The sequence below is a fragment of the Treponema sp. OMZ 790 genome (genome assembly GCF_024181285.1).
Lineage (GTDB): Bacteria > Spirochaetota > Spirochaetia > Treponematales > Treponemataceae > Treponema_B.
The window spans coordinates 1918928-1941376 of sequence record NZ_CP051201.1 but is presented as its reverse complement, the minus strand read 5'-3'; the positions used below and the strand labels follow the sequence as shown (position 1 = coordinate 1941376).

At 38.3% G+C, this 22449-nt stretch carries 24 protein-coding genes and 3 pseudogenes; 15 read left to right on the top strand and 12 right to left on the bottom strand.

What is annotated here, in order from left to right:
- Positions 1 to 44: 44 nt before the first annotated feature.
- From E4O01_RS09470 to E4O01_RS09445, 6 genes and pseudogenes are all read right to left on the bottom strand, one after another.
- Positions 45 to 563: a hypothetical protein gene (locus tag E4O01_RS09470; protein ID WP_036825747.1), complete on the bottom strand. Its 519-nt coding sequence runs from the start codon at positions 561 to 563 to the stop codon at positions 45 to 47.
- Between the two features lie 10 nt (positions 564 to 573).
- A pseudogene (locus tag E4O01_RS09465) lies at positions 574 to 1041 on the bottom strand (RHS repeat-associated core domain-containing protein); the annotation flags it as partial.
- A gap of 43 nt (positions 1042 to 1084) precedes the next feature.
- Positions 1085 to 1423 (bottom strand): hypothetical protein, encoded by a 339-nt coding sequence (locus E4O01_RS09460; protein ID WP_253691958.1) that lies wholly within the window; start codon positions 1421 to 1423, stop codon positions 1085 to 1087.
- Between the two features lie 2 nt (positions 1424 to 1425).
- Positions 1426 to 1749, bottom strand: coding sequence for a colicin E5-related ribonuclease (locus E4O01_RS09455; RefSeq protein ID WP_253691957.1), 324 nt, complete (start codon positions 1747 to 1749; stop codon positions 1426 to 1428).
- Positions 1750 to 1965 (bottom strand): annotated as a pseudogene (locus E4O01_RS14850) (RHS repeat-associated core domain-containing protein); the annotation flags it as partial.
- Positions 1966 to 2061: 96 nt separating this feature from the next.
- Positions 2062 to 2640 carry a hypothetical protein gene (locus E4O01_RS09445; protein ID WP_253691956.1) on the bottom strand — a complete coding sequence of 193 codons (579 nt, stop codon included), beginning with the start codon at positions 2638 to 2640 and terminating at the stop codon, positions 2062 to 2064.
- Between the two features lie 149 nt (positions 2641 to 2789).
- Between E4O01_RS09445 and E4O01_RS09440 the strand changes: the two genes are divergently transcribed.
- The 7 genes from E4O01_RS09440 (at position 2790) to E4O01_RS09410 (ending at position 8728) form a co-directional block, all read left to right on the top strand.
- Positions 2790 to 3269 (top strand): hypothetical protein, encoded by a 480-nt coding sequence (locus E4O01_RS09440; protein WP_253691955.1) that lies wholly within the window; start codon positions 2790 to 2792, stop codon positions 3267 to 3269.
- A 64-nt stretch (positions 3270 to 3333) separates the two neighbouring features.
- The gene (locus tag E4O01_RS09435; protein WP_253691954.1) at positions 3334 to 3888 is read left to right on the top strand and encodes a MotA/TolQ/ExbB proton channel family protein; all 555 of its coding nucleotides are present in this window, start codon (positions 3334 to 3336) and stop codon (positions 3886 to 3888) included.
- The gene (locus E4O01_RS09430; RefSeq protein ID WP_253691953.1) at positions 3881 to 4285 is read left to right on the top strand and encodes an ExbD/TolR family protein; all 405 of its coding nucleotides are present in this window, start codon (positions 3881 to 3883) and stop codon (positions 4283 to 4285) included. The genes E4O01_RS09435 and E4O01_RS09430 overlap by 8 nt, the downstream gene beginning before the upstream one ends.
- A complete protein-coding gene (locus tag E4O01_RS09425) occupies positions 4269 to 4919 on the top strand; it encodes an energy transducer TonB (RefSeq protein WP_253691952.1) in 651 nt (216 codons plus the stop codon). Before E4O01_RS09430 ends, E4O01_RS09425 begins: the two co-directional genes overlap by 17 nt.
- Positions 4920 to 5079: 160 nt before the next feature.
- On the top strand, positions 5080 to 7116 hold the full coding sequence (locus tag E4O01_RS09420; RefSeq protein ID WP_253691951.1) for a TonB-dependent receptor plug domain-containing protein: 2037 nt from the start codon (positions 5080 to 5082) through the stop codon (positions 7114 to 7116).
- A 42-nt stretch (positions 7117 to 7158) separates the two neighbouring features.
- Positions 7159 to 8160, top strand: a complete 1002-nt coding sequence (locus tag E4O01_RS09415; RefSeq protein WP_253691950.1) for a hypothetical protein — start codon at positions 7159 to 7161, stop codon at positions 8158 to 8160.
- An 88-nt stretch (positions 8161 to 8248) separates the two neighbouring features.
- A complete protein-coding gene (locus E4O01_RS09410) occupies positions 8249 to 8728 on the top strand; it encodes a hypothetical protein (protein ID WP_253691949.1) in 480 nt (159 codons plus the stop codon).
- A gap of 191 nt (positions 8729 to 8919) precedes the next feature.
- Here E4O01_RS09410 and uvrC read toward each other — a convergent pair whose 3' ends face one another.
- From uvrC to selA, 3 genes are read right to left on the bottom strand one after another with little or no spacing between them, the layout of a single operon-like run.
- The gene (gene uvrC / locus E4O01_RS09405; protein ID WP_371819563.1) at positions 8920 to 10863 is read right to left on the bottom strand and encodes an excinuclease ABC subunit UvrC; all 1944 of its coding nucleotides are present in this window, start codon (positions 10861 to 10863) and stop codon (positions 8920 to 8922) included.
- 2 nt (positions 10864 to 10865) lie between these two features.
- Positions 10866 to 12494, bottom strand: a complete 1629-nt coding sequence (locus tag E4O01_RS09400) for an ATP-binding protein (RefSeq protein WP_253691948.1) — start codon at positions 12492 to 12494, stop codon at positions 10866 to 10868.
- A gap of 15 nt (positions 12495 to 12509) precedes the next feature.
- Positions 12510 to 13856 (bottom strand): L-seryl-tRNA(Sec) selenium transferase, encoded by a 1347-nt coding sequence (gene selA, locus E4O01_RS09395; RefSeq protein WP_253691947.1) that lies wholly within the window; start codon positions 13854 to 13856, stop codon positions 12510 to 12512.
- A 152-nt stretch (positions 13857 to 14008) separates the two neighbouring features.
- Between selA and arcC the strand changes: the two genes are divergently transcribed.
- The gene (arcC, locus tag E4O01_RS09390) at positions 14009 to 14938 is read left to right on the top strand and encodes a carbamate kinase (protein WP_253691946.1); all 930 of its coding nucleotides are present in this window, start codon (positions 14009 to 14011) and stop codon (positions 14936 to 14938) included.
- Positions 14938 to 16326: an MATE family efflux transporter gene (locus tag E4O01_RS09385; protein ID WP_253691945.1), complete on the top strand. Its 1389-nt coding sequence runs from the start codon at positions 14938 to 14940 to the stop codon at positions 16324 to 16326. Before arcC ends, E4O01_RS09385 begins: the two co-directional genes overlap by 1 nt.
- 58 nt (positions 16327 to 16384) lie before the next feature.
- Here E4O01_RS09385 and rpsU read toward each other — a convergent pair whose 3' ends face one another.
- Positions 16385 to 16594: a 30S ribosomal protein S21 gene (gene rpsU, locus E4O01_RS09380; protein ID WP_002673965.1), complete on the bottom strand. Its 210-nt coding sequence runs from the start codon at positions 16592 to 16594 to the stop codon at positions 16385 to 16387.
- Positions 16595 to 16824: 230 nt separating this feature from the next.
- Here rpsU and E4O01_RS14665 point away from each other — a divergent pair, with 230 nt between their 5' ends.
- The 6 genes and pseudogenes from E4O01_RS14665 to E4O01_RS09365 all read left to right on the top strand — a co-directional run bounded on the left by E4O01_RS14665 (position 16825) and on the right by E4O01_RS09365 (position 19675).
- Positions 16825 to 16947: a hypothetical protein gene (locus E4O01_RS14665; RefSeq protein WP_256484031.1), complete on the top strand. Its 123-nt coding sequence runs from the start codon at positions 16825 to 16827 to the stop codon at positions 16945 to 16947.
- A 355-nt stretch (positions 16948 to 17302) separates the two neighbouring features.
- Entirely contained in the window at positions 17303 to 18388 is a 1086-nt protein-coding gene (locus tag E4O01_RS09375; protein ID WP_253691944.1) for a hypothetical protein, read from the top strand.
- A gap of 187 nt (positions 18389 to 18575) precedes the next feature.
- Positions 18576 to 18704, top strand: a pseudogene (locus tag E4O01_RS14845) (RHS repeat-associated core domain-containing protein); the annotation flags it as partial.
- Complete coding sequence (locus E4O01_RS09370; RefSeq protein ID WP_253691943.1) at positions 18701 to 19147, top strand: Imm26 family immunity protein; 447 nt, start codon at positions 18701 to 18703, stop codon at positions 19145 to 19147. The pseudogene E4O01_RS14845 and the gene E4O01_RS09370, both read left to right, overlap by 4 nt.
- 15 nt (positions 19148 to 19162) lie before the next feature.
- Entirely contained in the window at positions 19163 to 19375 is a 213-nt protein-coding gene (locus tag E4O01_RS14840) for an RHS repeat-associated core domain-containing protein (protein ID WP_371819650.1), read from the top strand.
- A gap of 18 nt (positions 19376 to 19393) precedes the next feature.
- On the top strand, positions 19394 to 19675 hold the full coding sequence (locus E4O01_RS09365; protein ID WP_253691942.1) for a DUF6881 domain-containing protein: 282 nt from the start codon (positions 19394 to 19396) through the stop codon (positions 19673 to 19675).
- A 211-nt stretch (positions 19676 to 19886) separates the two neighbouring features.
- On the opposite strand, the gene E4O01_RS09360 is transcribed toward E4O01_RS09365, so the two are convergent.
- Both E4O01_RS09360 and htpG read right to left on the bottom strand, forming a co-directional pair.
- Positions 19887 to 20276, bottom strand: a complete 390-nt coding sequence (locus E4O01_RS09360) for an Hpt domain-containing protein (RefSeq protein ID WP_253691941.1) — start codon at positions 20274 to 20276, stop codon at positions 19887 to 19889.
- A gap of 247 nt (positions 20277 to 20523) precedes the next feature.
- The gene (gene htpG, locus E4O01_RS09355) at positions 20524 to 22446 is read right to left on the bottom strand and encodes a molecular chaperone HtpG (RefSeq protein WP_253691940.1); all 1923 of its coding nucleotides are present in this window, start codon (positions 22444 to 22446) and stop codon (positions 20524 to 20526) included.
- Positions 22447 to 22449: the final 3 nt, after the last annotated feature.

The following is a 22449-nucleotide window of genomic DNA, read 5'->3' as shown; positions in this document are numbered from 1 at the left end:
TAAAGAAGTAAAACTAAGATTTCAAGGGGCTTTAAAGCATTAATTTATAATATATCAAATTCGCTATTATACAAGTAAATATACATAATTGTAAAATCTTCAAAAGCATCTTCAAGATGGTATTTATTTTCTAATAAGATATTATCCCTTTCGTTTCTATACAGTACAGCATCTTCAATATTTTGAAATAAAAGATATCTATTTAAATATTTGCTGTATCTGTGACAGAATTCATTATTCATTCTGACAACTTCATTCGCTATTGAGGAAAAACCTATATAAAAGCCATCTTGCACATCCTGAAAATAGCCACAGTCAAAACCTATAAAGTTAAAATTATCATTTTCAAATTCTTCATTACTTATACAAATTAATTTATTTTTCTTTAAATTGAGTTTGTTGGAATGATAGTAATTAATAAGTTCTTTACTATTATTATCCTCAACTAAGTAATCTTGAATAATATTAAACTTATAATATTTTTCATCTTTCCACGCAGAATAACTTCGGTCAAAGCCACAATAATTATTGTGTGGATTATTAGTTATTGTAAACCATTTCATATTTGTTTATCTAATTATCTACGCCTACATGACCTTTTCCTGCATTAGCTATATGAATATGACCCGTTTGTCCTTCATTCCTATAGTGACCTGGCAGTGGATTATTTCCACTATCAAATCTATGGTCTAATACTTTATAAGGATTAGAAGCGGTTGAATTTACCTCCCTTCCTAATTCTAATACTATATTAGCTTGTTCATTAGTTAAAGTTCTTCTGCCAGTTATAGCTTGATTTATAGACAATTGCTCATTAACTAAATCAACTAATGCCTGCTGGTCTTCTGTATAACGTTTATTATTACTACAATCCAACCCAAACACATCAACCCAAGTATTCGGGTCTTTCACATACCCATATAGTGTAGGATTACCGCCCGCTAACCCTATCGGGTCTTGGCTTATGTATATGCCTGTACTTGGGTCGTAATATCTGTACCTATTATACGCTAATTCAGTTTCTGTATCAAGGTATTGACCTTGATAACGGAATAGGTGAAAAAGTCCTCAAATACCTAAATGGTTATTTATTTTCTTCATAAATCGTTACAATAAAAACATCATGATTTACCATTTCCTCTTTTACAAACTCTTCTGCTAATCTATTATTATCTTCTATGGAAGGGTTGGAATTACTTTTAGGGTCAAAATAGCTGTCCCAAATACAATCAATTCGGGCTTCAAAACCAGGATTATGCCAAACGCCTCCTTCTATTCTCCAAACATACATTTCTCTACGAAAACATTCTTTACAAACATCAATAGCAGCTAAAGATGATAGTTTCATAATACTATTACCATCTAACTCAAAAAACAGTATAAAATTTTCATATCGCTTATTTCTATCAACTTTTGTATTCATATCTAAGATTTATCAAACCAATTTATTCTGCTGTCTGCAATCCAATTTGTATCATTTTTATCACTAATTTGTACAACTTCATTTGTTCTGTCATTTACTACAATATAAGCTGTATCATTTCCAAAAACTGAAGCAGTATCGTTTCTTCCTAATCCATCAGAAGTTTTATTAGGGCTACGTCTATCTATAGAAGCCCCTGTGGCATCTGAGCTGGCTAACAATCGTATTTCCTCTTCACTCCAGCCTCTCTCATCCATTTGACGTCTAATCTTATCATCTATAATAATTTCTCTTTCTTTTTTATTTTCACAATTTAATCCAAACACATCCACTTCCGTATTTACATTTTTTACGAAAGCATACAATGTAGGATTTCCACCAACTAACCCTATCGGGTCTTGACTTATGTATGAGCCTGTACTTGGGGCGTAGTATCTGTACCTATTATACGCTAATTTAGTCTCGTTATCAAGATATTGACCTTGATATAAAAAACAACAAAAACCCTTTTCGCCTTTTTCTTTACGTACTCTGCTGTAAATGTCAAGCTCTCGTTCCCATACTTTATTGCCTTGTTCGTCGGCAGCTAAAATCGGTGTGCCTAAGTGGTCGCTGATGACACATATTTGTCAGCACCTCTACACCATTTTAAATTTAATAAAATCAGAGGCTTTATGTAATTGTAATAAGGCACTCTTTAACTTATCATCTACAATGCAACGAAAGCCTCCGTAAATATCCCAATCAGACAAGAAAAAACCGTTAATGTTTTCCGGAATTTTGGATTTATCCAAGACTATTTTACTGAGAAAATCAAATTGCTTTCTTACCGATTGTTCAAAGTCAATGCAATTTAATACGCTTTTAAATGATAACATTTTATATTTAAAAGGAAAAATACCTTCCGCTTCTACATCAAAAAATTCTATTCCGTATAAATTCTGAAATAGCTCTTTCTTAAAAATATCTTCGCGGATTAAAAATACATCGCTTATTTTACAAAATAAAGGCATTTTTCCTTTTATCAAGGCAATGTCCCTAACTACCTCTCCTCCTTGATGTAAGGCTTGAATTTTTAAATTTTGTAAATTTTTATTACGATAGATTTTACAAAAATCTACATTTCTGTTTTCTTGATAAACAAATCCGTAAGCAAACGGAAAATATCCCTTCCAAACCTTGCTTTCTCCGGTAAAATTCATTATAAAGTAATTCATTGCATATACATTATACACCGAGCCGGTTTTATATCAAGATAGTACGGTTTTACCTAATTTTCTTTCCCGAATAATTTTTTAAAAGAGATGCTTCTGTATTTTGTAACTATAGGCAAAGGTTTGCCGTTTTCTATAATTAAGAAGTGAATATGATTACACAAAAAAGATTAGAAAAAGAATTGGACCTTTCAATAGACTGTATAAACGCATTTTTTGAAAAATACAAAGAGGAACTGGTTCAGTCGGTTTATGATAATTGGAATTGCCGCGATACTCTTGCCCATGTTTTTTATTGGCTTGAGTACGCATACAATGAATTGAATTTTGCAATTAATAAGGTGCCGCAGCCTGAATCTGAGGAAGAAAACGCTTCGTTAGATGCGATTAATCGGAGCATTTTTGAAAAGAACAAAAACCTTAAGCCGGAGAAAGCTTTAAATAAACTTTTAGAAGTTTTTGCAAACTACAAAAAAAAAGAAATTTTATTGCTTTATTCCAATGGAGGAAATACCGTTTTTTCTTTAAAAAAGTTTGTAGAAAATACGGATGAATTTCACAAAACTTTAGAAGAAATTAAAAAGCTTTATGGATCGGATCCTATGGCTGAAATTCTTTATACGGTTTGTTAGAAATTTCTTACAAATTCCTGTAGATTGTTTTTTTAAAATGTGATATTATGTTCTCTTGATAATTATGAAATTGATTGAATTTATTAATTTAGGCGGACCTCTCAACTGGGTGCTTTCCGCTATCTTATGTTTTTGTTTTTGCCAGTGCCTTGAGCGCAGCATATATTTTTTTCAAACGCGGAAAGGTTCAAAAAATGATGTACTCCAACGGCTGCAATCGAAGGCTGCTGCGTTTTCAGATTTGCCGGAGTTTCAGCAACAAAAAGAGTTTATAAAAGAAAGTACGATTTTGTATTATGAAATGAACCGTGGATTGTGGCTGCTCAATTTTATAAGTGCAGTTTCACCGTCAATAGGCTTATTGGGTACGGTTACAGGACTTATAGGTTCATTTGCGAAAATGGCGGAGGTAGGTGCTGCAGTAAATATTCAAGACTTATCCGGCGGCATCTGGGAAGCGATGCTTACTACAGCATTCGGCATGATCATTTCGATTCCCGCCTTGCTGTGTTATCGCATGTTTAAGCGCATTATTGAAAAACGCATGATGTTTATTGAGCTGTATGGTGAAGAATACGAAAAAACAGTGCGGGAAAACATGGAGGTAAGCGATGTTTAAAGTCGATTCTTTATCCCGCCATGACGAGGAACTTGTTGTAAACATTACATCGCTTATCGACGTTATTTTTATTCTGCTCATCTTTTTTATGGTATCTACTCAATTTAAAAGAAGCTCTTTACCGCTTGATTTGCCGCAAAGCGAAGACACGACACAGGAACAAAACACAACAAAGGTTCTTGCTGTTACTGCGGACGCAATAGAATTGGACGGTAATGCCATTACACTTGAAGCACTGCAAGCCGAACTTACCGTCCTGTATCAAGAGAACAGTGAACTTGCTCTGTCTCTTGAATGCGAACGGACGGTTGATTTTGAGCGGATTGTGCAAATATTAACAAAAATACAGGCGGTAGGAATAAGCCGCATCGGAATTGTGCATGACCCGCTGGATTAGCTCTGCAGTTTGCACGATAATTCTTGTTGCCGTATTGTTTTGCTTACCTGTATGGAACATAAGAAGTAGTGCGGCAATATCAAGCATTTCCGACAGTGCGATCCAGACAATGTCGGAAGTACATATAGTAAGACGTATTCCGAAAAAAGTGTCTCCTGCTGTGCAAAAACAAAACATACAGCCGAAAACCGCTCCCATAATTCCGGCACCGCCTACCGAACCTGTTCCCGAAACGCCGGAGGAGCCGGAAGAAACACCTGATGATGCTTCGGAAGCAAACGAGAGCAATGCAAGTGACGCCTCATCCGTGCCCGGTGATGAAGATTCATTTTCCCGTGCTCAAGACCCGAAAGCTGTTGCAACCTATAAATCCTATGCGCTCGGCCGTATTGCTTCAAAAAAGACATATCCGTATAGAGCACGCTCAAACGGTTTTGAAGGAAAAGTACGTGTACGTATTGTCATCAATCCTGATGGTAAGCTTGCTCAAGCAGATATTCTTGAGCCGTCTAAATACGAAATCCTAAACAATGCATGTCTTACCTCAATTAAAAAAGCTTCACCTTTTAAAAAAATGACCGACGGTATGAGCGCTATGACTCTTACCTTTATTATGGATTTTTCTTTAAAATAGTTAAAGTTTATGTTAAAAAGAAATTTTTTCACATTACAGTATTTTTTTAATTATATCTCTTACAATCTATATTTTTATATTTTTTTTTAAATCCTATTGCATAAAATAAAAAAATCTGTTAGACTGCGTGTTAGCTAAGACTAACTAAAAGGATGATTATTTGAAACGATTTATTATTTTTTGCATTGTATGTTTATGCATGCCGTTTTTGTTTTCGCAAGAAACGGAAGATGATGTTATTACTGTTAATGCGGATAAGATTGAGCAAGAGATCGATGATTCGATTGAGCAAAAAAGAACAATTACAGATGAAGATATACGGAAGTCGGGCGCCAAAACGGTAGGTGATGCCTTAAAAGCATTGCCTGATGTTAATGTAAATACTGCTACAGCAGGAAATGCCAATGAATCCGTAACTATGCAGGGGCTTGGTAACGGATATGTAAAAATCATGATAGATGGGGTAAGTGTTTCAACCGATATATCCGGAGCAACGCCTATTTTTCAGATTTCCGTCGAAAACATAGAACGCATTGAAGTTATCAAAGGTGCTGATTCTGTTTTATATGGAAGCGGGGCTATGGGCGGCGTTATCAATATTATAACAAAACGGGAAAAGCCGGATTTAGAACAGAAAAATATCGAAAACAACGAAAAGTCTAAGATTAAAATAACAGGAGGCATTACCGAAGAAATCGGTTTTATGCCGTTGATATTAGGCTGGAAAAATTATACTGCTGGGAACCTTTACATTGCAGGTACGCATCTGTCAAATTCATTGGCCGGCAGCTTTGATTATAATCCCGGCAAAAAACAGAGTATACACGATGCCCTGGCAGGAAAAATCGACTATTACGAAAATGCAAAAAAACTGCAAGGATTTGTCCGTGACACGCTTACTTGGAATGATTCGTGGGGATCAGCCGGTTTATACGGTTTGTATACAGGTTCAAAACAAGTAAGCAACTACACAAAAACCGGCTTTGACAAGGGATCCGATATGACATATATATCGCAGCGAGGAGAAGTTGGGTTTACCGGAAAATACATTCAAGGAGAAAAATTTTATCTTGACAGCTTTATTGTAGGAAAATTATACTTCTTGAATACCGCATACAATGTAAAGGCCGGTATCTACTCATCTTCAAGAGAAACACGTTACAATGCCTTTGATGCCGAGTTTGATATGCGTGCTCACTGGATACCGAATACCGTCAATGATTTGACATTCGGTGTAAATGTAATGCTTACATCAATGAACGGTACGGCATTTCAAAAAAGAAAGTATGCTTTGGAAACGGCCTTGTTTATACAGGATGTAATTTCTCTTTTTGACGGAAAACTGATACTCGTTCCGGGCGGACGCTTTACCCTTGCACCGAGTATTCAGGGGAGCGGAGCTATCTACATGGGAACGCCCAAGTTCAGCATAAAATACAACCCGACTGAAACTACTGCTTTTAGGTTCAGTTATGGAATGGGTTATAAGATTCCTTCTTTAAAAGAAAAATATTGGATTTTCAGACATAACTATGCCCCCGGTTTAGGCAACTTTATTCTTTACGGTAATCCTAAACTTATTCCCGAAAAATCTCACAGCTTTAATATCGGAGTTGAGCAGAATGTAAAAAATCTTTTTACCGTTTCTGCCGGCGGATATTTTAATTACATTCGTGACTTAATTGACAGCGTCGTTACCGATAGTTTATCGTCACCGCAAATACGCGAATATCGAAATGTAGATAAAGCAATAACATACGGCGGCGACATTTTAATAAGAACTGAACTTGACAGATTTAAAACAAAGATAGGATATGCCTATACGGGTGCAAAATTTTTTGATACCCCGGCTTCCCGTTGGGAAAACCTTGCTTTACGGGTTACGCATCGGGTAACGGTTCATGCAGCATATCTTATTCCCGTTATCGAAACGGAAATCGCCCTTAATATGCAATGGAATTCGCCGCAACTTTTAAGTGCAAAAACAAACTACTATACGCCCGACTATCTTATGGCGGGCTTGGATATTTCGAAGAAATTTTTTGACGATACGTTTGAAGTATACTTTGCTTTGGATAATATGCTCAATAATATCCACTTTAAAAAAGGAACAAACAACGAAACGCAAAAACAATATTACGGTCTGAATGACGGTATTGTTTTGCGCATCGGCGGAAAATATACGTTTAAAAATTAAGTTATAGAAAATTTTTATAAAAGTTTTCTAAGGAGGTTTTTTATGAAAAACATACAGCGTTCTATTAATGGGACAGTTGGTTTGATCTTAATTGTATTGCTGATCATTTCGCTTGTATCCTGTGCACAAGGCGTGCAGGACTTAAAAGATTACGATCTTTCCGAGATTTATGGGTATACATTTTACGGAAATATTACTGCCTCAAGCGGCACTACACTAATACCGTCTTTTATCATTTATGATGAAAATCGGGCAGATTGGAATATGAACGTAAATGGTATGAGTGATAATCAGTTCTATTATTATGCCGTTAAAAATTCGAAAGCCAATTACACACTCTATTGGTTTTCTGCCGGAGAGCGTGATGCATGGATACGGAAAGACAAATCAAAGGCGGGGATGGCCGTGCAAGTCGGTATAAACTCACTGGATGAAATTGTTATCTTGCTTACAGACGACGGTCTTACCGATATTGAAGCGATGAAAAACACACGCGTGCCCTTGAAAAAACAGGTATCAATTCCGAAAAACACCGACGCACCAGAAATGAAGTTTGATCCAAGTATTCAGGATGTACTGATTCTAGTTCCGGGCACTGCACTTGCAGCCGATTGGGAGGGTGCAGCTTCGTATGAAGGAAGTTTTGACACCTTTGTAGGACAGGGGGGAAGGTTATTGCGGGAGCACGGCTCGTGCGGAAAAGATTCCGACGGTAAAGAAATTACACCGGTAATGGGTATTACCAAAGGAATGCCGGATTCGCATACGGTAACGGTAAAAGTACACCGTACAGCCGCTCCTACACCGGAAATGTCTATTGATGCCTTTGATATTCCCGATGTTCAGGTTTTTAAAGACGGAAATATTGCTTATCTTAAACTTACAGGAGGCACTGCTCAGGCAAAAAAGCTTGACGGTTCAACTGTAACATTAAACCATCTTGAGCTTCTCGGTAAACTTGAAAACGGAAAATTAACACTGCGTATATCGTTCCATCCGGGTAAAATGCCCTTTCCTGTTGCCGAAGTTTTTAGAAGCAAGTAACACAGGGCATCAAATTCATAAAGAGGTTTTATGAAGAAGTTTTTATAAATAGATATTTAAAATTAATCAATATTTATAGGAGATTTTTATGAGAAAGGTATTTTTTGTTATGACAGTATTAGCTGTCATCTTCATCGGCTTTACAAGTTGTTCCCAGCCGATACAGTCTGCACCCCCTGCAGTCAATGGGGAAAGTGATAAATCCACACCTCCTCCGGCTGTTCCGAAAGTTATAGAACAGAAAGAACTTTACGGCTCGTATTGGGGAGATATGCAGGTCGGCCCCCTAAAACCTGAAATGTGTATCGTCTTAAAGGCTGACAAAATCGAATTGCACAGCAATATTATGGGAAAGGACTTTCCGTTTCTTATATTTAAAGATGAAGGAAACGGAATATGGACTGTCAACTGTTACGATGACCAAAAAAATAAAGACAATAAGCCCAATGTTAGACTTACAATCGACACTACAAAAAAACCGTTCAGTTGTAAGGCTTGGATTGAAAAGATGGGTACCGAAGGAAACTGTGTAAAGGGAAAAAACTATAACAATGACTATGGATACTAGCATAATCAGCTAATTATTCTGAAACGGTTTTACAGTCCGCTCAAGGCGGAACACAAGGCTGTCCAAAACTTTTGGACAGCCTTTTTAAATATGATAAAAAGTTGATTTATCACGAAAAGTTTCTTTTATAACCGGCACGGATGTCGGTGGTTCCAACCTTGGAGAGTTTTGCTGAAAGCAAAACTCTAAGATTAAAAATGTACAGGAGGTACATTTTTAATCGCCGCCAACACTTCTTCTGCCTGTTTTAAAGAAATCTTTACGGCTTCCGAAAGAGCTTGGGCTGTAGCCGTCTTTAAGGTTTCCATATTGCCGAAAGCCTTTAGCAAAGCATTGGCTCTTTTTTTGCCGATGTGGGGGAGGTTTTCAAATTCGGTTTTAAGTTTGTTTGCCCGCCTGAGCTTATTGTTTCTCGTGTTCGAAAAGCGGTGGGCCTCATCCCGGATTCTTTGAAGGAGGCGGAGGGCATCGCTTCTTCTCGGCAGTATGATGGGCTCTGAATTATGCGGAAAATAAACTTCTTCGTTTTTTTCGGCGAGGCCGATAACAGGAATGTTAAGGTCCAGGGCTCCTATGATTTTGCTTGCAGCATTTACCTGTCCCAAGCCTCCGTCTATCAGGATTAGGTCGGGAAGATCTGCTCCTTCGTTTACAAGGCGGGTGTATCGGCGGGCTATTACCTCCCTCATCGAAGCATAATCATCGATTATGCCGTCTGTGTTTTTCAGCCTGAATATCCTGTAATTCTTTTTATCGGGATTTCCTTCTTTAAAAGAAATAAGAGCCGCCACAGTAAAGGTTCCGCCGAGGTGAGCAATGTCGAAGCCCTCGATACGCTGCGGAAGGCAGGGCAGGTTGAGTCTTTTTTGTAAGTCCTCAACTGCAGCAAAATCTCCCTGCTCCCTTAGACGGCGCAGGGCATCTTCTTTTGCATTAAAGCGGGCCATTTTCAGTGCGGCCTTGTGGTGTTTAATTTCAGCCGGAGAAAGATCGAGAGGCTCTCCTTGAGCCGCATGCATAGCAGCCCGCCGGGCTTCCTCGTTGGACTTGTACTCAGGTGTCTTGTCCGCCGCTTCTTCGATTTCCTCTAAGGGAATAATGCTTATCCTTGTCTTTGCGTGAAGCTCCTCGTTAAGCCATTTTTCGATGAGGGCGTTTCCGTCGGCGGCTTGAGGAATAAAGATTTTAGGCGGAACCTCGTTTGCCGAAACATAATAAGCCGATACAAACTCGGATAGTATTTCGCCTTCTTCTTTTAAGCTGTGCGAACGGTAAAGATCCCGCCCGACGAGGCGTCCATTTCTCATCTTTAAAACAGCTATGCTGATCATGGCTCCTTCAAAGGCCCATGCAATATAGTCGCGGCTTTCGGGATCCATGTCCTGAACTATGTTTTGTCCGCGGAGAGCATAGACTGCCTGTATTCCGTCACGGAGACGGGCTGCCTTTTCAAACTCTTGTTTTTCTGCGGCCTCTTTCATTCTTTCTTTTAAGGCATTAGAAACATCCTCTATTTCGCCTTCCAAAAGCAGGGTAATTTCTTCTATATCCTTTCCGTATTCTTCTGCGCTTATCTTGCCGCAGCATGGAGCCTTACATCTTCCGATATGAAAATAAAGGCAGGGAGTATCCCGCTTTTTTAACCGCTTACATTGACGCAGGGTGTAATTATGTTTTATCAGGGTCAAAAACATATCGACTGCCGAAACATTTGGGAATGGCCCGAAATATTTTGAGCCGTCATTTTTAATGTTCCGCGTGCGGTAAACTTTCGGGAATTCTTCATTGGTTAATTTTAAGACGGGATAGGTTTTTCCGTCTTTAAGATTTATATTGTACCTCGGCTTGTGTTTTTTGATGAGGGTGTTTTCCAGGAGGAGTGCCTCATACTCGTTATCGGTTTGAATGTACTCGATTGAATCGGCACGTGAAACGAGGATGCGGGTTTTAATATCCCTGTTCGATGTAAAATAAGAACTCAGGCGGTTTTTAAGCGACTTTGCCTTTCCCACATAGATGACTGCCCCGGCCTTATCCTTCCAAAGATAAACCCCGCTCGTTTTCGGAGCCGAGAGAGCAACCGCATGAAGTTTTTCGCGAATGGTGGTTTTTTCGATAGATAAAGGTTCTTCCATATTTATAATTTTTCAATGATCCACTCTTTGATGGTTTTTAAGGTTTGATCGAAACTTACACCTATTGCAATGATTTTCTTATTCCCTGTATTGTAGGGCTCGGTATATGCTTTTTCTTTTATTTGATTTAATGCCGTTTCGGCAGTTCCTGATCCGTCAATTTTAAATTCAAATACATAGACGTTATCTTCTGTAGTTACCACACAGTCAGCCCTGGCTGTTGAGCATTGAACTTCCGTTTCGACAAATTGCCCCATCAACTTAAATACAAGATAGACTGCCGTTTGGTAGTTTTGCTCCCTCAGTTTAATTTTTTCTTCGTTTAAATTAGTACCCAAATTATCATACGGGATACCCGATATTATTGCTTTCAGCCTTTGCATAAAAGATTCGGCATTTCCTTCCTCAATATCTTTTGAAAATTCTTTAATCGAATAGGCTGTTGTAGTTGAATCCAGACTTGAGTAGGCCGGGAGGAGACTATTTAAAAAAGCATAGCGTACTTCATCATTAGGAAATCCCAATGTATAAAGTTTGTATTTTGTATTATAGCTTTTGATCGTTAAATATCCTGCCTGAAAAAGAATAGGAATCGGAGAAGCCGAATCAGCTCTATAATCCGTTAAACCGGCTTCATCAAGTTCTATCTTTCCGTCTAAATCCTGAATATTATATTGTGTTTTTTTTAGATAGTTTACCAAAAAAGTCGGAGTACCTGTTGCAAACCAATAGTTTTTAAACTCACAAGAGTCAAAAGTATTTAGAATACTAAAAGGATTGTATACAGCCTGTCCGCCGCCGGTAAAGAGATAACCGTCATAGCTGTTTTTTAGTTCTTTTAGTGTTTCAGTCATGCTCATATTATTGACTTTTGCAAGCTTTTCAATTTCTACATTGAAAACGGTTTCCATCTCATTTTGTGTAATGCCGCAAATTTCTGCATAATCGTTCAGCATGCTTATATCTTTTAGATTATTCAAATCGCTGAAAATACTTACCTTGCTGAATTTTGTAACTCCTGTTAAAAAAGCAAATCTTATATACTGGTCGCAAGTCTTTATCGCCGAATAAAAAGCTTTGAGAATGTTGCGGTATTCTTCATTCAAATTTTCGTTTACTTCCATGGTTTGCAAAAGCGGTTTGTCATACTCATCGACAAGGATAACAACTTGTTTGCCTGTCTGCTTGTGAAGAGATAAAATTATCTGCATAAACCTGAGCTCAACATCTCCTGATGTTTTTCTGAGATTATAGGTTTCTTCTATCAAATCAAGATGCAAGTTTATAATACTTATAAGCGACTCGGTTCGTACGTAATTTTTTGTGTTAAAATCAAAATAAAGAACAGGATATTTCTGCCAGCTTGCTTCGCCTGTTTTTAGGTTCCTTTCTTCTTCCGCTTTTTCGATATACAATCCTTTAAAAAGTTCTTTTTGCCCCAAAAAATAGGCCTTGAGCATAGAAAGAAAAAGACTTTTTCCAAAACGGCGGGGACGGCTTAAAAAGTAAACTCGATTTGAATGTACCAGCCGAAAAATAAATTGGGTTTTATCTACATAGATAAATTTATCGTTCCGCATGACCTCAAAACTTTGAACACCTATGGGAAGTTTTCTGGACAAATCAAGCATAAGCTCCTCCTATACTTACAAACACTTGTTCAAAGATTCGATTACATACTCATCGTCTTTTTCTTCGATGCTTGCAGGATGAATGTAAAAAGAATCATCTTCGATAAAGCCTATTATCGGAATCGGCATTTCGCGTAAAAGTTTTTTTAGTTTTTCGCAAGGCATTTTACTATTTACTTTTACGGCCCAAGAGCTGAATCCCGTGTCCGGAGTGCTGCCTCCTCCGAGAGAAAAGTTTTTTTGAACCAATTCGCCCGCTCCGTTTTTTATGCCTGAAATGATTTTTTCGGCACGCTTCTTTATTTTCTTTTGGTCTAAAGAAAGAGCTCTTTGAGCTGCCGACTCCCCTCCGTTTAAATAGAGGATGAGGCTTTCCTGCATGAGGCTTGCGACAGCCCGTCCTACGCGGTAGGTACGCATGAGCTGATTTTTAGCTACGGTTTGAACGAGCTCTTTTTTGCCGACAATCCAGCCTGCCTGCGGGCCGCCCAAAATCTTGTCTCCCGAAAAGCAAACAAGGTCTGCTCCTTCTTTTATAATAGAAGAAACTGTCGGTTCTTCGGGAACATTTAAGGACAGGTTTCCCGAGCCCTGATCCACTGCAAGGATTATGTTTTGCGGAAGGATGCTTTTGATTTCGGAAACGGAGGGCTGTTCCGTAAAGCCGCGTATCTTGTAGTTTGAGGTGTGAACCCAGAGCACCATAGCCGTGTTTTCGTTTATTGCTTTTTGAATGTCTTTAAGGCTTGTGATATTTGTCGTGCCGACCTCGACGAGTTTACAGCCTGCCATCTCCAAGATTTCAGGGATTCGGAAGCCGCCGCCTATTTGAACCTGCTGACCGCGGGAAACTATAACTTCCTTTCCGCCTGCGAGGGCCTTCAGCATTAAAAAAACCGCCGACGCATTGTTGTTCAATATGAGGGCATCCTCGGCTCCGGTCAAAAGGCTCATGCAGTCGTTTAAAAACTCGAACCTCTTTCCGCGGTTGCCGTCGCGTAAATCCATTTCAATAGAAGAATAGCCTGAGGCGGTTTCCTTTGCCCTATCCCAAACTGTTTGAGGGAGGGGAGAGCGGCCTAGGTTTGTATGCAGGATGATTCCCGTTGCATTTATTACGGGTGTGATTTTTGTGCGGATTATGGGCCTGCACAGCTTGTTTATCTCTTCGGCACAAGCCTCAAGTGAAGGTATCTCGCCTCCGGCCCTGGCCTTTTTGCGTATGTTTTCCAAATACTCTGAGGCTGTTTTTACGACAAAGGGCCTTCCGATAAGAGCTGCCGTATTTTTTAATATATCTTCATTTAAAAGTTTTTCGACTTGCGGAATCCTTGCAAGCGGATTTGAATTTTCTTTTGCCATGGATGAAGTATAGAATAGAAAGCCTCTCTTGTCAAGGAAGGGAGATTCCTATGGTGTATTGACAAGCTCTCACCATGCTGTTGAAACAATCAAAAAAATCCTATATAATCGGCGGATTGAATGAAATAATTCTATTTTAAGGAGAGAATTCTATGCCTAAAAAGATTGTTATTGCCTTGGGCGGCAATGCGTTGGGAAATAATTTGGAAGAACAAAGAAAGGCCGTTAAGATTACGGCAAAGGCCATTGCCGACTTGGCCGAAGAAGGTCATCAGGTCATCGTTTCTCACGGAAACGGGCCTCAGGTCGGAATGATTCATTTGGCTATGTCCGAATACCACAAAATCGATCCTAAAACTTCGGAACCGGAACTTGCCGTTTCCGTTGCCATGAGTCAAGGCTATATCGGGAACGATTTGGAAGCCGCTTTAAGGGAAGAGCTTTTGAACCGCGGTGTCAATAAACCCGTTGCGACCCTAATAACTCAGGTTCTTGTAGATCCTTCCGACCCTGCCTTTTCAAAGCCTACAAAGCCCATAGGCAGTTTTATGACCAAAGAAGAAGCCGATGTTTTAATCGCTAAGGGCGAAAATGTTGTAGAAGATGCAGGCAGAGGTTACAGGCGTGTTGTGGCTTCTCCCAAGCCGGTAGATATTGCAGAAATCGAAAGCATCAGGGCTCTTTGCGATGCAGGCCAGATAGTTATTACCTGCGGAGGCGGAGGTATTCCCGTAGTAAAAAAAGGAAACTCTCTTTGCGGTGTGCCGGCAGTTATCGACAAGGACTTTGCAAGTGCTAAGCTCGCCCAGCTTTTAAATGCGGACTGCCTTATCATCTTGACCGCTGTAGAAAAGGTTGCAATCAACTTTAACAAGCCCGATCAAAAATGGCTTTCAGAAATTTCGGTTGAAGAAGCAAAAAAATACATCGAAGAAGGACACTTTGCCCCCGGCTCCATGCTGCCTAAGGTTCAGGCCGCCATTCAATTTGCCGAATCGAACAAAAAAGGCTATGCCCTTATTACCCTCTTGGAAAAAGCAAAGGATGCAATCGACGGTAAATCCGGAACGATAATCAAATAGTGTTTACAAATTTAAGACGGAGCTTTGGCCCTTTTTCTTTTTATAAAGCGGCCGTAAAATTAGCTGTACCCGTAATGGTACAGCTTTTTATTCAATCTCTGGTTTCTCTTATAGATAATTTTATGGTGGCAGACCTTGGCGACCTAAAGATGAGCGGGGTAAATGTTGCAAATCAAATTATCTTCGTATACATAACCGGCCTCAATATTCTTTGCAGTGCAGGCGGAATGTTTATGTCGCAGTACAACGGCACAAAGGATGAAGAAGGAATGCAGCAAGCCTACCGCTTTAAGCAGATATCGGGCCTTATCTTCGCCCTTGCCCTTCTTGTTGTCTGTCTTACAGTTCCCGACCTTGTGCTAGGTCTTTTGGTAAGCGGCAATGCTGCAAAAAAAGAAATAGTCGAACAGGCCGTAATTTACAGCGATGTAATCCTCCTATCCTTTATTCCTACAGCCTTTTCGATAGGAATAGCATCTTCTTTCCGCGAGACGGGGAATGTAAAGGTGCCCATGTATATATCCCTTGTTTCGACCCTTATAAACACTATCGGAAACTATATGCTCATATACGGAAACCTTGGAGCACCCAGGCTTGAGGTTGCAGGAGCTGCCTATGCGACGGTTATTGCCCGCTCGGCCGAGCTTATAATCTTTGTGCTTTATGCCAAAAAAATTAAGCCTTTTTTCTATGTAAAGATAAAGGAGATGCTTAAAATCAAGCTCCATCTTTTCCATGAGATTTTTAAAAAGTCGGCCCTCATCTTTTTTGCCGATATGTCTTGGGTTATGAGCGAGATAGTAGCCACTGCCGTTTATAACAGCCGAGGAGGCCCTGAGGTTGTAGCCGGTATGTCTGCGGGCTGGACAATCGCCAACCTCTTCTTTTTGATTTTTCCCGCGATAGGCACTTCGGTGGGCGTTATAATAGGCGGTACTCTCGGACGGAATAATTTGGAAGAAGCAAGAATGCAGGCGCGCTGGATTAAAAGCGGAGCTCTTGCAATCGGGCTGGGAACTGCCCTTTTGGAGCTTTTTTCGATTATGCTGGTTCCGATTGTGTTTAGAAGTTTAAGCCCTGCATCCCATGAGGTTACAAGGCTTCTTATAATCTTTATCGCTCTTTATATGCCCGTGTGGACTCTTCAAAACACCCAATATGCAATAGCCCGATCCGGAGGCGATGCCGTCATGGGAGTATGGGTCGATACTACGGTAAATTTATTTTTATTTATGCCCTGTATGCTTTTATTGTATTATCTTACGGATTGGTCTTCGCCCGTGATGTATGCAATCGCCAAGCTTACCAGTGTAATGAAGGCTGTCTTTGCCGAAATCCAGCTAAAAAAAGAACGCTGGGTCAAAAATTTGACAAGAATTGAAAAATAACCTCTTTGACATAAAAAAAGAGCTTGGGTTTAAGATAAAACCGCAAGCTCTTTTTGCATTAATAGCTCTTTGAATCGCGTGAGCGTCTTGTTTTTTTCATAAGTTTTCGGCGGAGGGCCTTATTCTTTCTGTTTAAAACGGTGGAAGGTTTTTCGTAGAATTCCTTCTTTTTCCATTCGCGGATAATACCTTCTTTTTCGACTTGACGCTTAAATCTTTTGAGAGCTTTTTCAAGATGCTCTGAATCGTCAATTGTTACATATGCCATTTCTCTTTTCACCCCCTCCGGCTTTAGGATTAAAAGCCGATTATATAGAAATTATAAAAAAATGTCAATAGGATTTTTTTTAACATTCATGAGAAGTTTTTAATTATATGAATATTTTATTCTCGAAAAAACGAAGAAGTTTATTTTCCGAATTGTAAGGACTTATAATTTTTTTGTAGTTTGCAAAAACTTCCAAAAGTTTATTTAAAACTTCCTCCGGCTTGGAGTTTTTGTTCTTTTCAAAAATGCTTCAATTAATCGCATTTAAAGAAGCTTTTTCTTCCTCAGATTCAGGCTTCGGCAGCTTATTAATTACAAAATTCAGTTCATTGGATGAATACTCAAGCCAATAAGAAACATGGGCAAGAGTATCACGGCAATTCCGAATTATAGAAAACGACAAACCTTTGCCTATAATTACAAAACACAGAGGTATCTCTTCTTAAAAAAAGAATTATTCGGGAAAGAGAATTAGGTAAAACTGCAGTATCTTGATACCGAAACCGAATTAGCGTATAATAGGTACAGGTGTTACGGCCTGAACAGTTGGATTGATTTATCGGCTTTAAATAAAACATCTTGGCGGCTTCATAATTCGGGTGGAAGTTTACTTGACTCAAGAACAAGGAAGACATGTCCTAAAGCAAAAACAATACCTGGAAAAATGGGAGATTCAGAACAAAAAATACTTAAAACAATAAAACTAAAATGAATATTAATTGGCAATATTATCAAGCACCGTACAAAGATGCAATTAAAGAGATACCTTATCAATTACATTATCTATTCTCTACCGAAGACTCGTCAGAAGATATCGAATATTTCCTTTATAACAAATTAGCGCCCAATATAAAACATCAATATAAAATATATAATATAATAGAACCTGTAATTGAAGTTATGGAGTTCAATATACTCCAAAAAGGAAAGATTCAATATAAAATTGAGATTTTAAATTTTTTAGGATATATATTTCAAGAGTATATTCGAGACGAAAATTGCATTTTGGTGCCTCCTATAGAATATCAGGTTACTGCACCAAAGTTATCATTACAATATTCTGACGAGTTTAAATTTTATAAACGATTTCAATCTTTTGTAAAAAGAGTATTCCCTGACAATATTGAAGCTCAAATACCGGAAGTTATTTTTTATAAGTCCTCATTGGATGACAGCCAAAAAACTTTTGAAACATTGATGTATAACATTAACTTACAAAATATAGGAGAGTCTCTTTTTGCATGTGGATTGATGAGTTTCAAAAATCCCAATTTGAATATCCATAATTTAAACATAACTCAACAGGATAGTATTACTAATTTGGGCTTATGTATAAATCGAATGGAATTTGACAAAAGACTCGCAATTAATTCGCTTTCTACACCCACACAACATTCATTTGTATGGGGAAATGGTTATGAATGTGTATTGGCAACATCATCAATGATGATTGATACTTTACATAAAGATTTTAGATGTCAAAAAAACACTGTCAATAATATAATGAATGGATACGATACAATAAAAAAATTAAACATTGATGAAGAAATAGATTTTCCACCCCATAGGTTTATGTTAGAAGATTTGAGTAGTGTTTTATTTCAAGAACATCTTGGTAAAGAGATATTAATTGACAAAAAAAATCTAACCGAAATACAATTATATTTTTATAATTTGTTATCAAAAGAGTATCGTACTCACACTTACACGCTCCTTTATGCAGGAATACTTCCCAATGGGATGACAATTGAAGATGTTAACAATGTAGATGATATTTACAATTGTTACAACTAAGGTAATGCTCCGGATTGGAAGTCCTGATTGTAACAATCAGACAACCGGTTGTAAATTTTGAAATAAAAGCGTAAAGCCGGGGATATTCTCCGAGCCTTTTACTGTTTTTAGAATTAAAACAACTTTTTAGAGAAAAATTTGGAATTTTGCAAAGAGCTCTTTGAGGTGAGATTGTCCGTTCTTATATCAAGGTCAATACCTTGATATAAGAACCGAATTAGCGTATAATAATAGATATAGGTATTACAACCCAAACACAGGGAATTACATAAGCCAAGACCCGATTGGGTTCAAAATTAGATTTATAAAATTATGAAGAATATTAAAGTTAAAATTGGCGATGTATTTCTTATACCATATCAAGATAAATATGCTGTTTGTAAGGTATTGTGGATTTCAAAAAGGACAAAGAATGCTTTTTCATTTATTGTAAAAGACAAGCTAGTTGATACAAAAGAAGAAGCTGTAGAAATAATAGATACCGCCCAAAATATTTCCGTTCAGATTTTTACCGGATTAATTAGTGTATTTTATACTGACATTACAAAGCTAAAAAAAGGCGAATGGGAAATTATTGGTAGTCAAAAATTGACAATTGAAGAAAGTGATAATTTTCAGTATCACAATATTGGGGGCAAATTATTTAAAGGCGACGAAGAGGTAAGACCATTAAATAATGCTGAAATAAAAACAATTCCTAAAATGTTAAATGCAGGATATGAAGCTATAAATAATTTTCTAAAAATGGTATTTGAATAATTAAAAAACGCTTCAATTGAAGCATTTTTCTGCTTTCTTTCTTCCACCTTTGGCGGAACATCGACGGTTTTTTTATATCAAGGTCAATATCTTGATACCGAGACTGAATTAGTATATAATTATAAGCGTTATTACAGCCAGGAGATAGGTGCTTATATATCACAAGACCCGATAGGGCAGGCGAGTGGCAATCCTACTTTGTATGTATACGTTCACGATGTGAAATAAAATGCGGAGGATAGATATATGAAATATTTCAAAATTCACTGGCTTCACAGTTTTACAGATGAACCGGAGTATATTTTTTCTGAAATTGATAAAGAAGGATACGAAGTAAGGAAGGTCGAGATTTTCAAAAATGGTAATCATATCCTATATTCTAATTATATCAATTCAGATAGATTAGTTGAGGGGAAATATCCTTCTCTTGAAGAGCTTAATTATGAAGAAGAAACGGAAGTTATGCAAACAATAGAAATTCCTAAAAGTGAGTTCTGTAATGTATGGTTGAGATGTAATTCAGAATAAACTGTCCCTTGGAATATGCCGGTTTAACAGCAGAAGAAACCGCTTAAAAAAGCATTATCTTATAAAACTTTTCAACTGTAGTTGGAGAGAATAGTATGACAAATCGATTAACGGCAAGAGACCGTTTTTTTTAAACTGAAGTTTAACGATTCAGAGCTTTTTGTAATAAATCGTAAAATTTTAAAAAATAATTTGAGTAAAGTTAAAATCTTTAAGCAATAACCGTTTTTATTTCTTTTAAGGTATTAAAATAATTTTCTTTAAACTTTGCAAGAAAGCCGTTGAGCAATTCGATATTTGCTGGAGTTTTAATGTTTGAAGGTTCAACTAAAAATTTTTCTATATTTTTTGCGGAATCTCCTAGGATATTTGCACCGATTGTGTAAGAGCCTCCCTTTATCTTGTGAGCCGTTTTCCGTACATTTTCACGCAAATCACCATCGCTTAAAACGGCCTCAGCATTTGAGTCAAAAAGAGGTTTTAAACGCTCTATTTCGGCTGCATCTTTTTCATAGGCTTCGATGAAGGTTTCAAGTAAGCTCATGTATATTTCCATGTCTCCGTCTACAAGCTCCATCGCCGCCGCTCTGTCTAAATACATATTTTCCCCTATAAAAACTTTTTGCAGCAAATATCAATTTGCGAAAAAAGTTTTTTCAAGTAGTTTTGCAAAAACAAAACTACTTACAATAAAACGATGTTTTGTGCACAGCACAAAACTCGAAGATAAACATGGAAGCTTGTATTTCAAGCTGGAATGTTTATCGTTCCTCCCATAAAAACTTTTATAAATTAAAGCTAAGGCCTTGCAAAAACCTGGTTTGCGAGGCCTTAAGTTATTTCAAAATCTATTTTAAGTTTGTCATCAGCCTGTTAAGCCTCTTTACAAAGTCGACCGGGGCTTTTAGCTCTCCGCTTTCGACTAAGAGGGCTTGTTCCAAAAGCAGGTTGGACATATCTTCTACAAATTCTTTGTCCTCGGAATCTTTTAATTTTTGAACCAAAGGATGATCCGCATTTACTTCCAATATCGGCTTAACGGCGTTTGTGTTAAACTGTCCCATAGCCCTCATCATTCTTTCCATCTGGAGGCTGGGATCGCTTTCATCCACAACTATACATGAAGGAGAATCGGAAAGGCGTTTTGAAAAGCGCACCTCTTTTACCTTGTCGCCAAGCACTTCTTGAATCTTTTCGAGAACGGGCTTAAAGTCCTTTTCTTTCTTCTCGGCTTCCTTGGTTTCTTCTTCGGTATTAAGCTCCTTATCGGAACCGGCTCTGTTTGCAGCCTTTAATTCCCATTCCTTGTATTTTCCCAATGAAGGAATAATTATATCGTCAACCTCATCGGGCATGATTAAAACTTCAAAGCCTTTTTGTTTGTAAACTTCAAGATGAGGAGATTGGCGCAAGGTCTTTTCGTCTTCGCCGGTAATATAGTAGATAGCCTTTTGATCGGCCTTCATTCTCGAAACATAATCGGCAAAACTTGTCCACTCATCTTCTTTTACTTCAGGCGAGGTTGTCTTAAAGCGTACGAGATCGGCGAGTTCTTCCCTGTGCTCATAGTCGCCGTACAAGCCTTCCTTCAAAGGACGGTTAAATTCGGCTATGAATTTATTGTATTTTTCTTTGTCGTTTTCGGCGAGCTTTTTAAACTCTCCTAAAAGTTTTTTTACCGAAGCATTTTTAATGCTTGAAAGAATTCTATTTTGCTGTAAAATTTCGCGGCTTACGTTTAAGGGCAAGTCCTCGCTGTCGATAACGCCGCGTATAAAGCGGAGGTATGTTGGCAGAAGTTCTTTTTCGTCATCGGTAATAAAGACTCTCTTTACAAAGAGCTTAACTCCCGGCTTATAGTCTGCATGGAACATGTCGAATGGAGCCTTTGACGGAATATAAAAAAGGGTTGTGTATTCTTGAGTTCCTTCCGCCTTTGTGTGAACATAGAGGAGGGGCTCTTGGGAGTCGTGCGAAAGGGATTTATAAAAGTTAAAATAATCCTCTTCTTTTAATTCCGACTTAGGCTTTTGCCAAAGGGCGCCTGCATCGTTTATCTGCTCCGTTTTAAAGGCTTCGGACTTTACCTTTCCCTTATCGTCATATTGTTTTTCCGTAAAGTGAAGATAGATGGGGAAGGCAATGTGATCGGAATAGGTTTTAATTATTTCTTCGATACGCCAGCGGGTAGCATACTCCGAGTCCTCATTGTTTAGGTGAAGTATAACGCAGGTTCCGTTTGCTCCCTCGGGCACATCGTCTATTATGGGGAAGGCAGTATCGTCGGCCTTTTCCAAGTCGTAGGCACCCTTTCCGTCAGAGGTCCATTTCCAAACATCGCTTTCTCCGGCCTTTTTGGAAATAACGTCGATGGTAGAGGCAGCCATAAAGGCCGAATAAAAACCTACACCGAACTGACCGATAAGGTTGGAATCTTTTTTATCGGCTGCGGCAAGCTGATCTAAAAAAGCCTTTGTTCCGGATCTTGCTATCGTTCCCAAATTATTTTTTAGATCTTCCTCGTTCATACCCAAGCCGGTATCCCGCACGGTGAGCGTATTAGCCGTATCGTCAAAACAGATATCGATTCTGGGATCGAATTTAATCTGCTTATAAGCCTCATCGGAAAGGGTTAAATACTTTAACTTGTCCAATGCATCCGAAGAGTTGGAAACAAGCTCCCTCAAAAAGATTTCCTTGTTTGAATAAAGCGAATGAATGATGAGCGACAAAAGCTGGTTCACTTCAGTTTCAAACTTGTACTGTGCCATAAC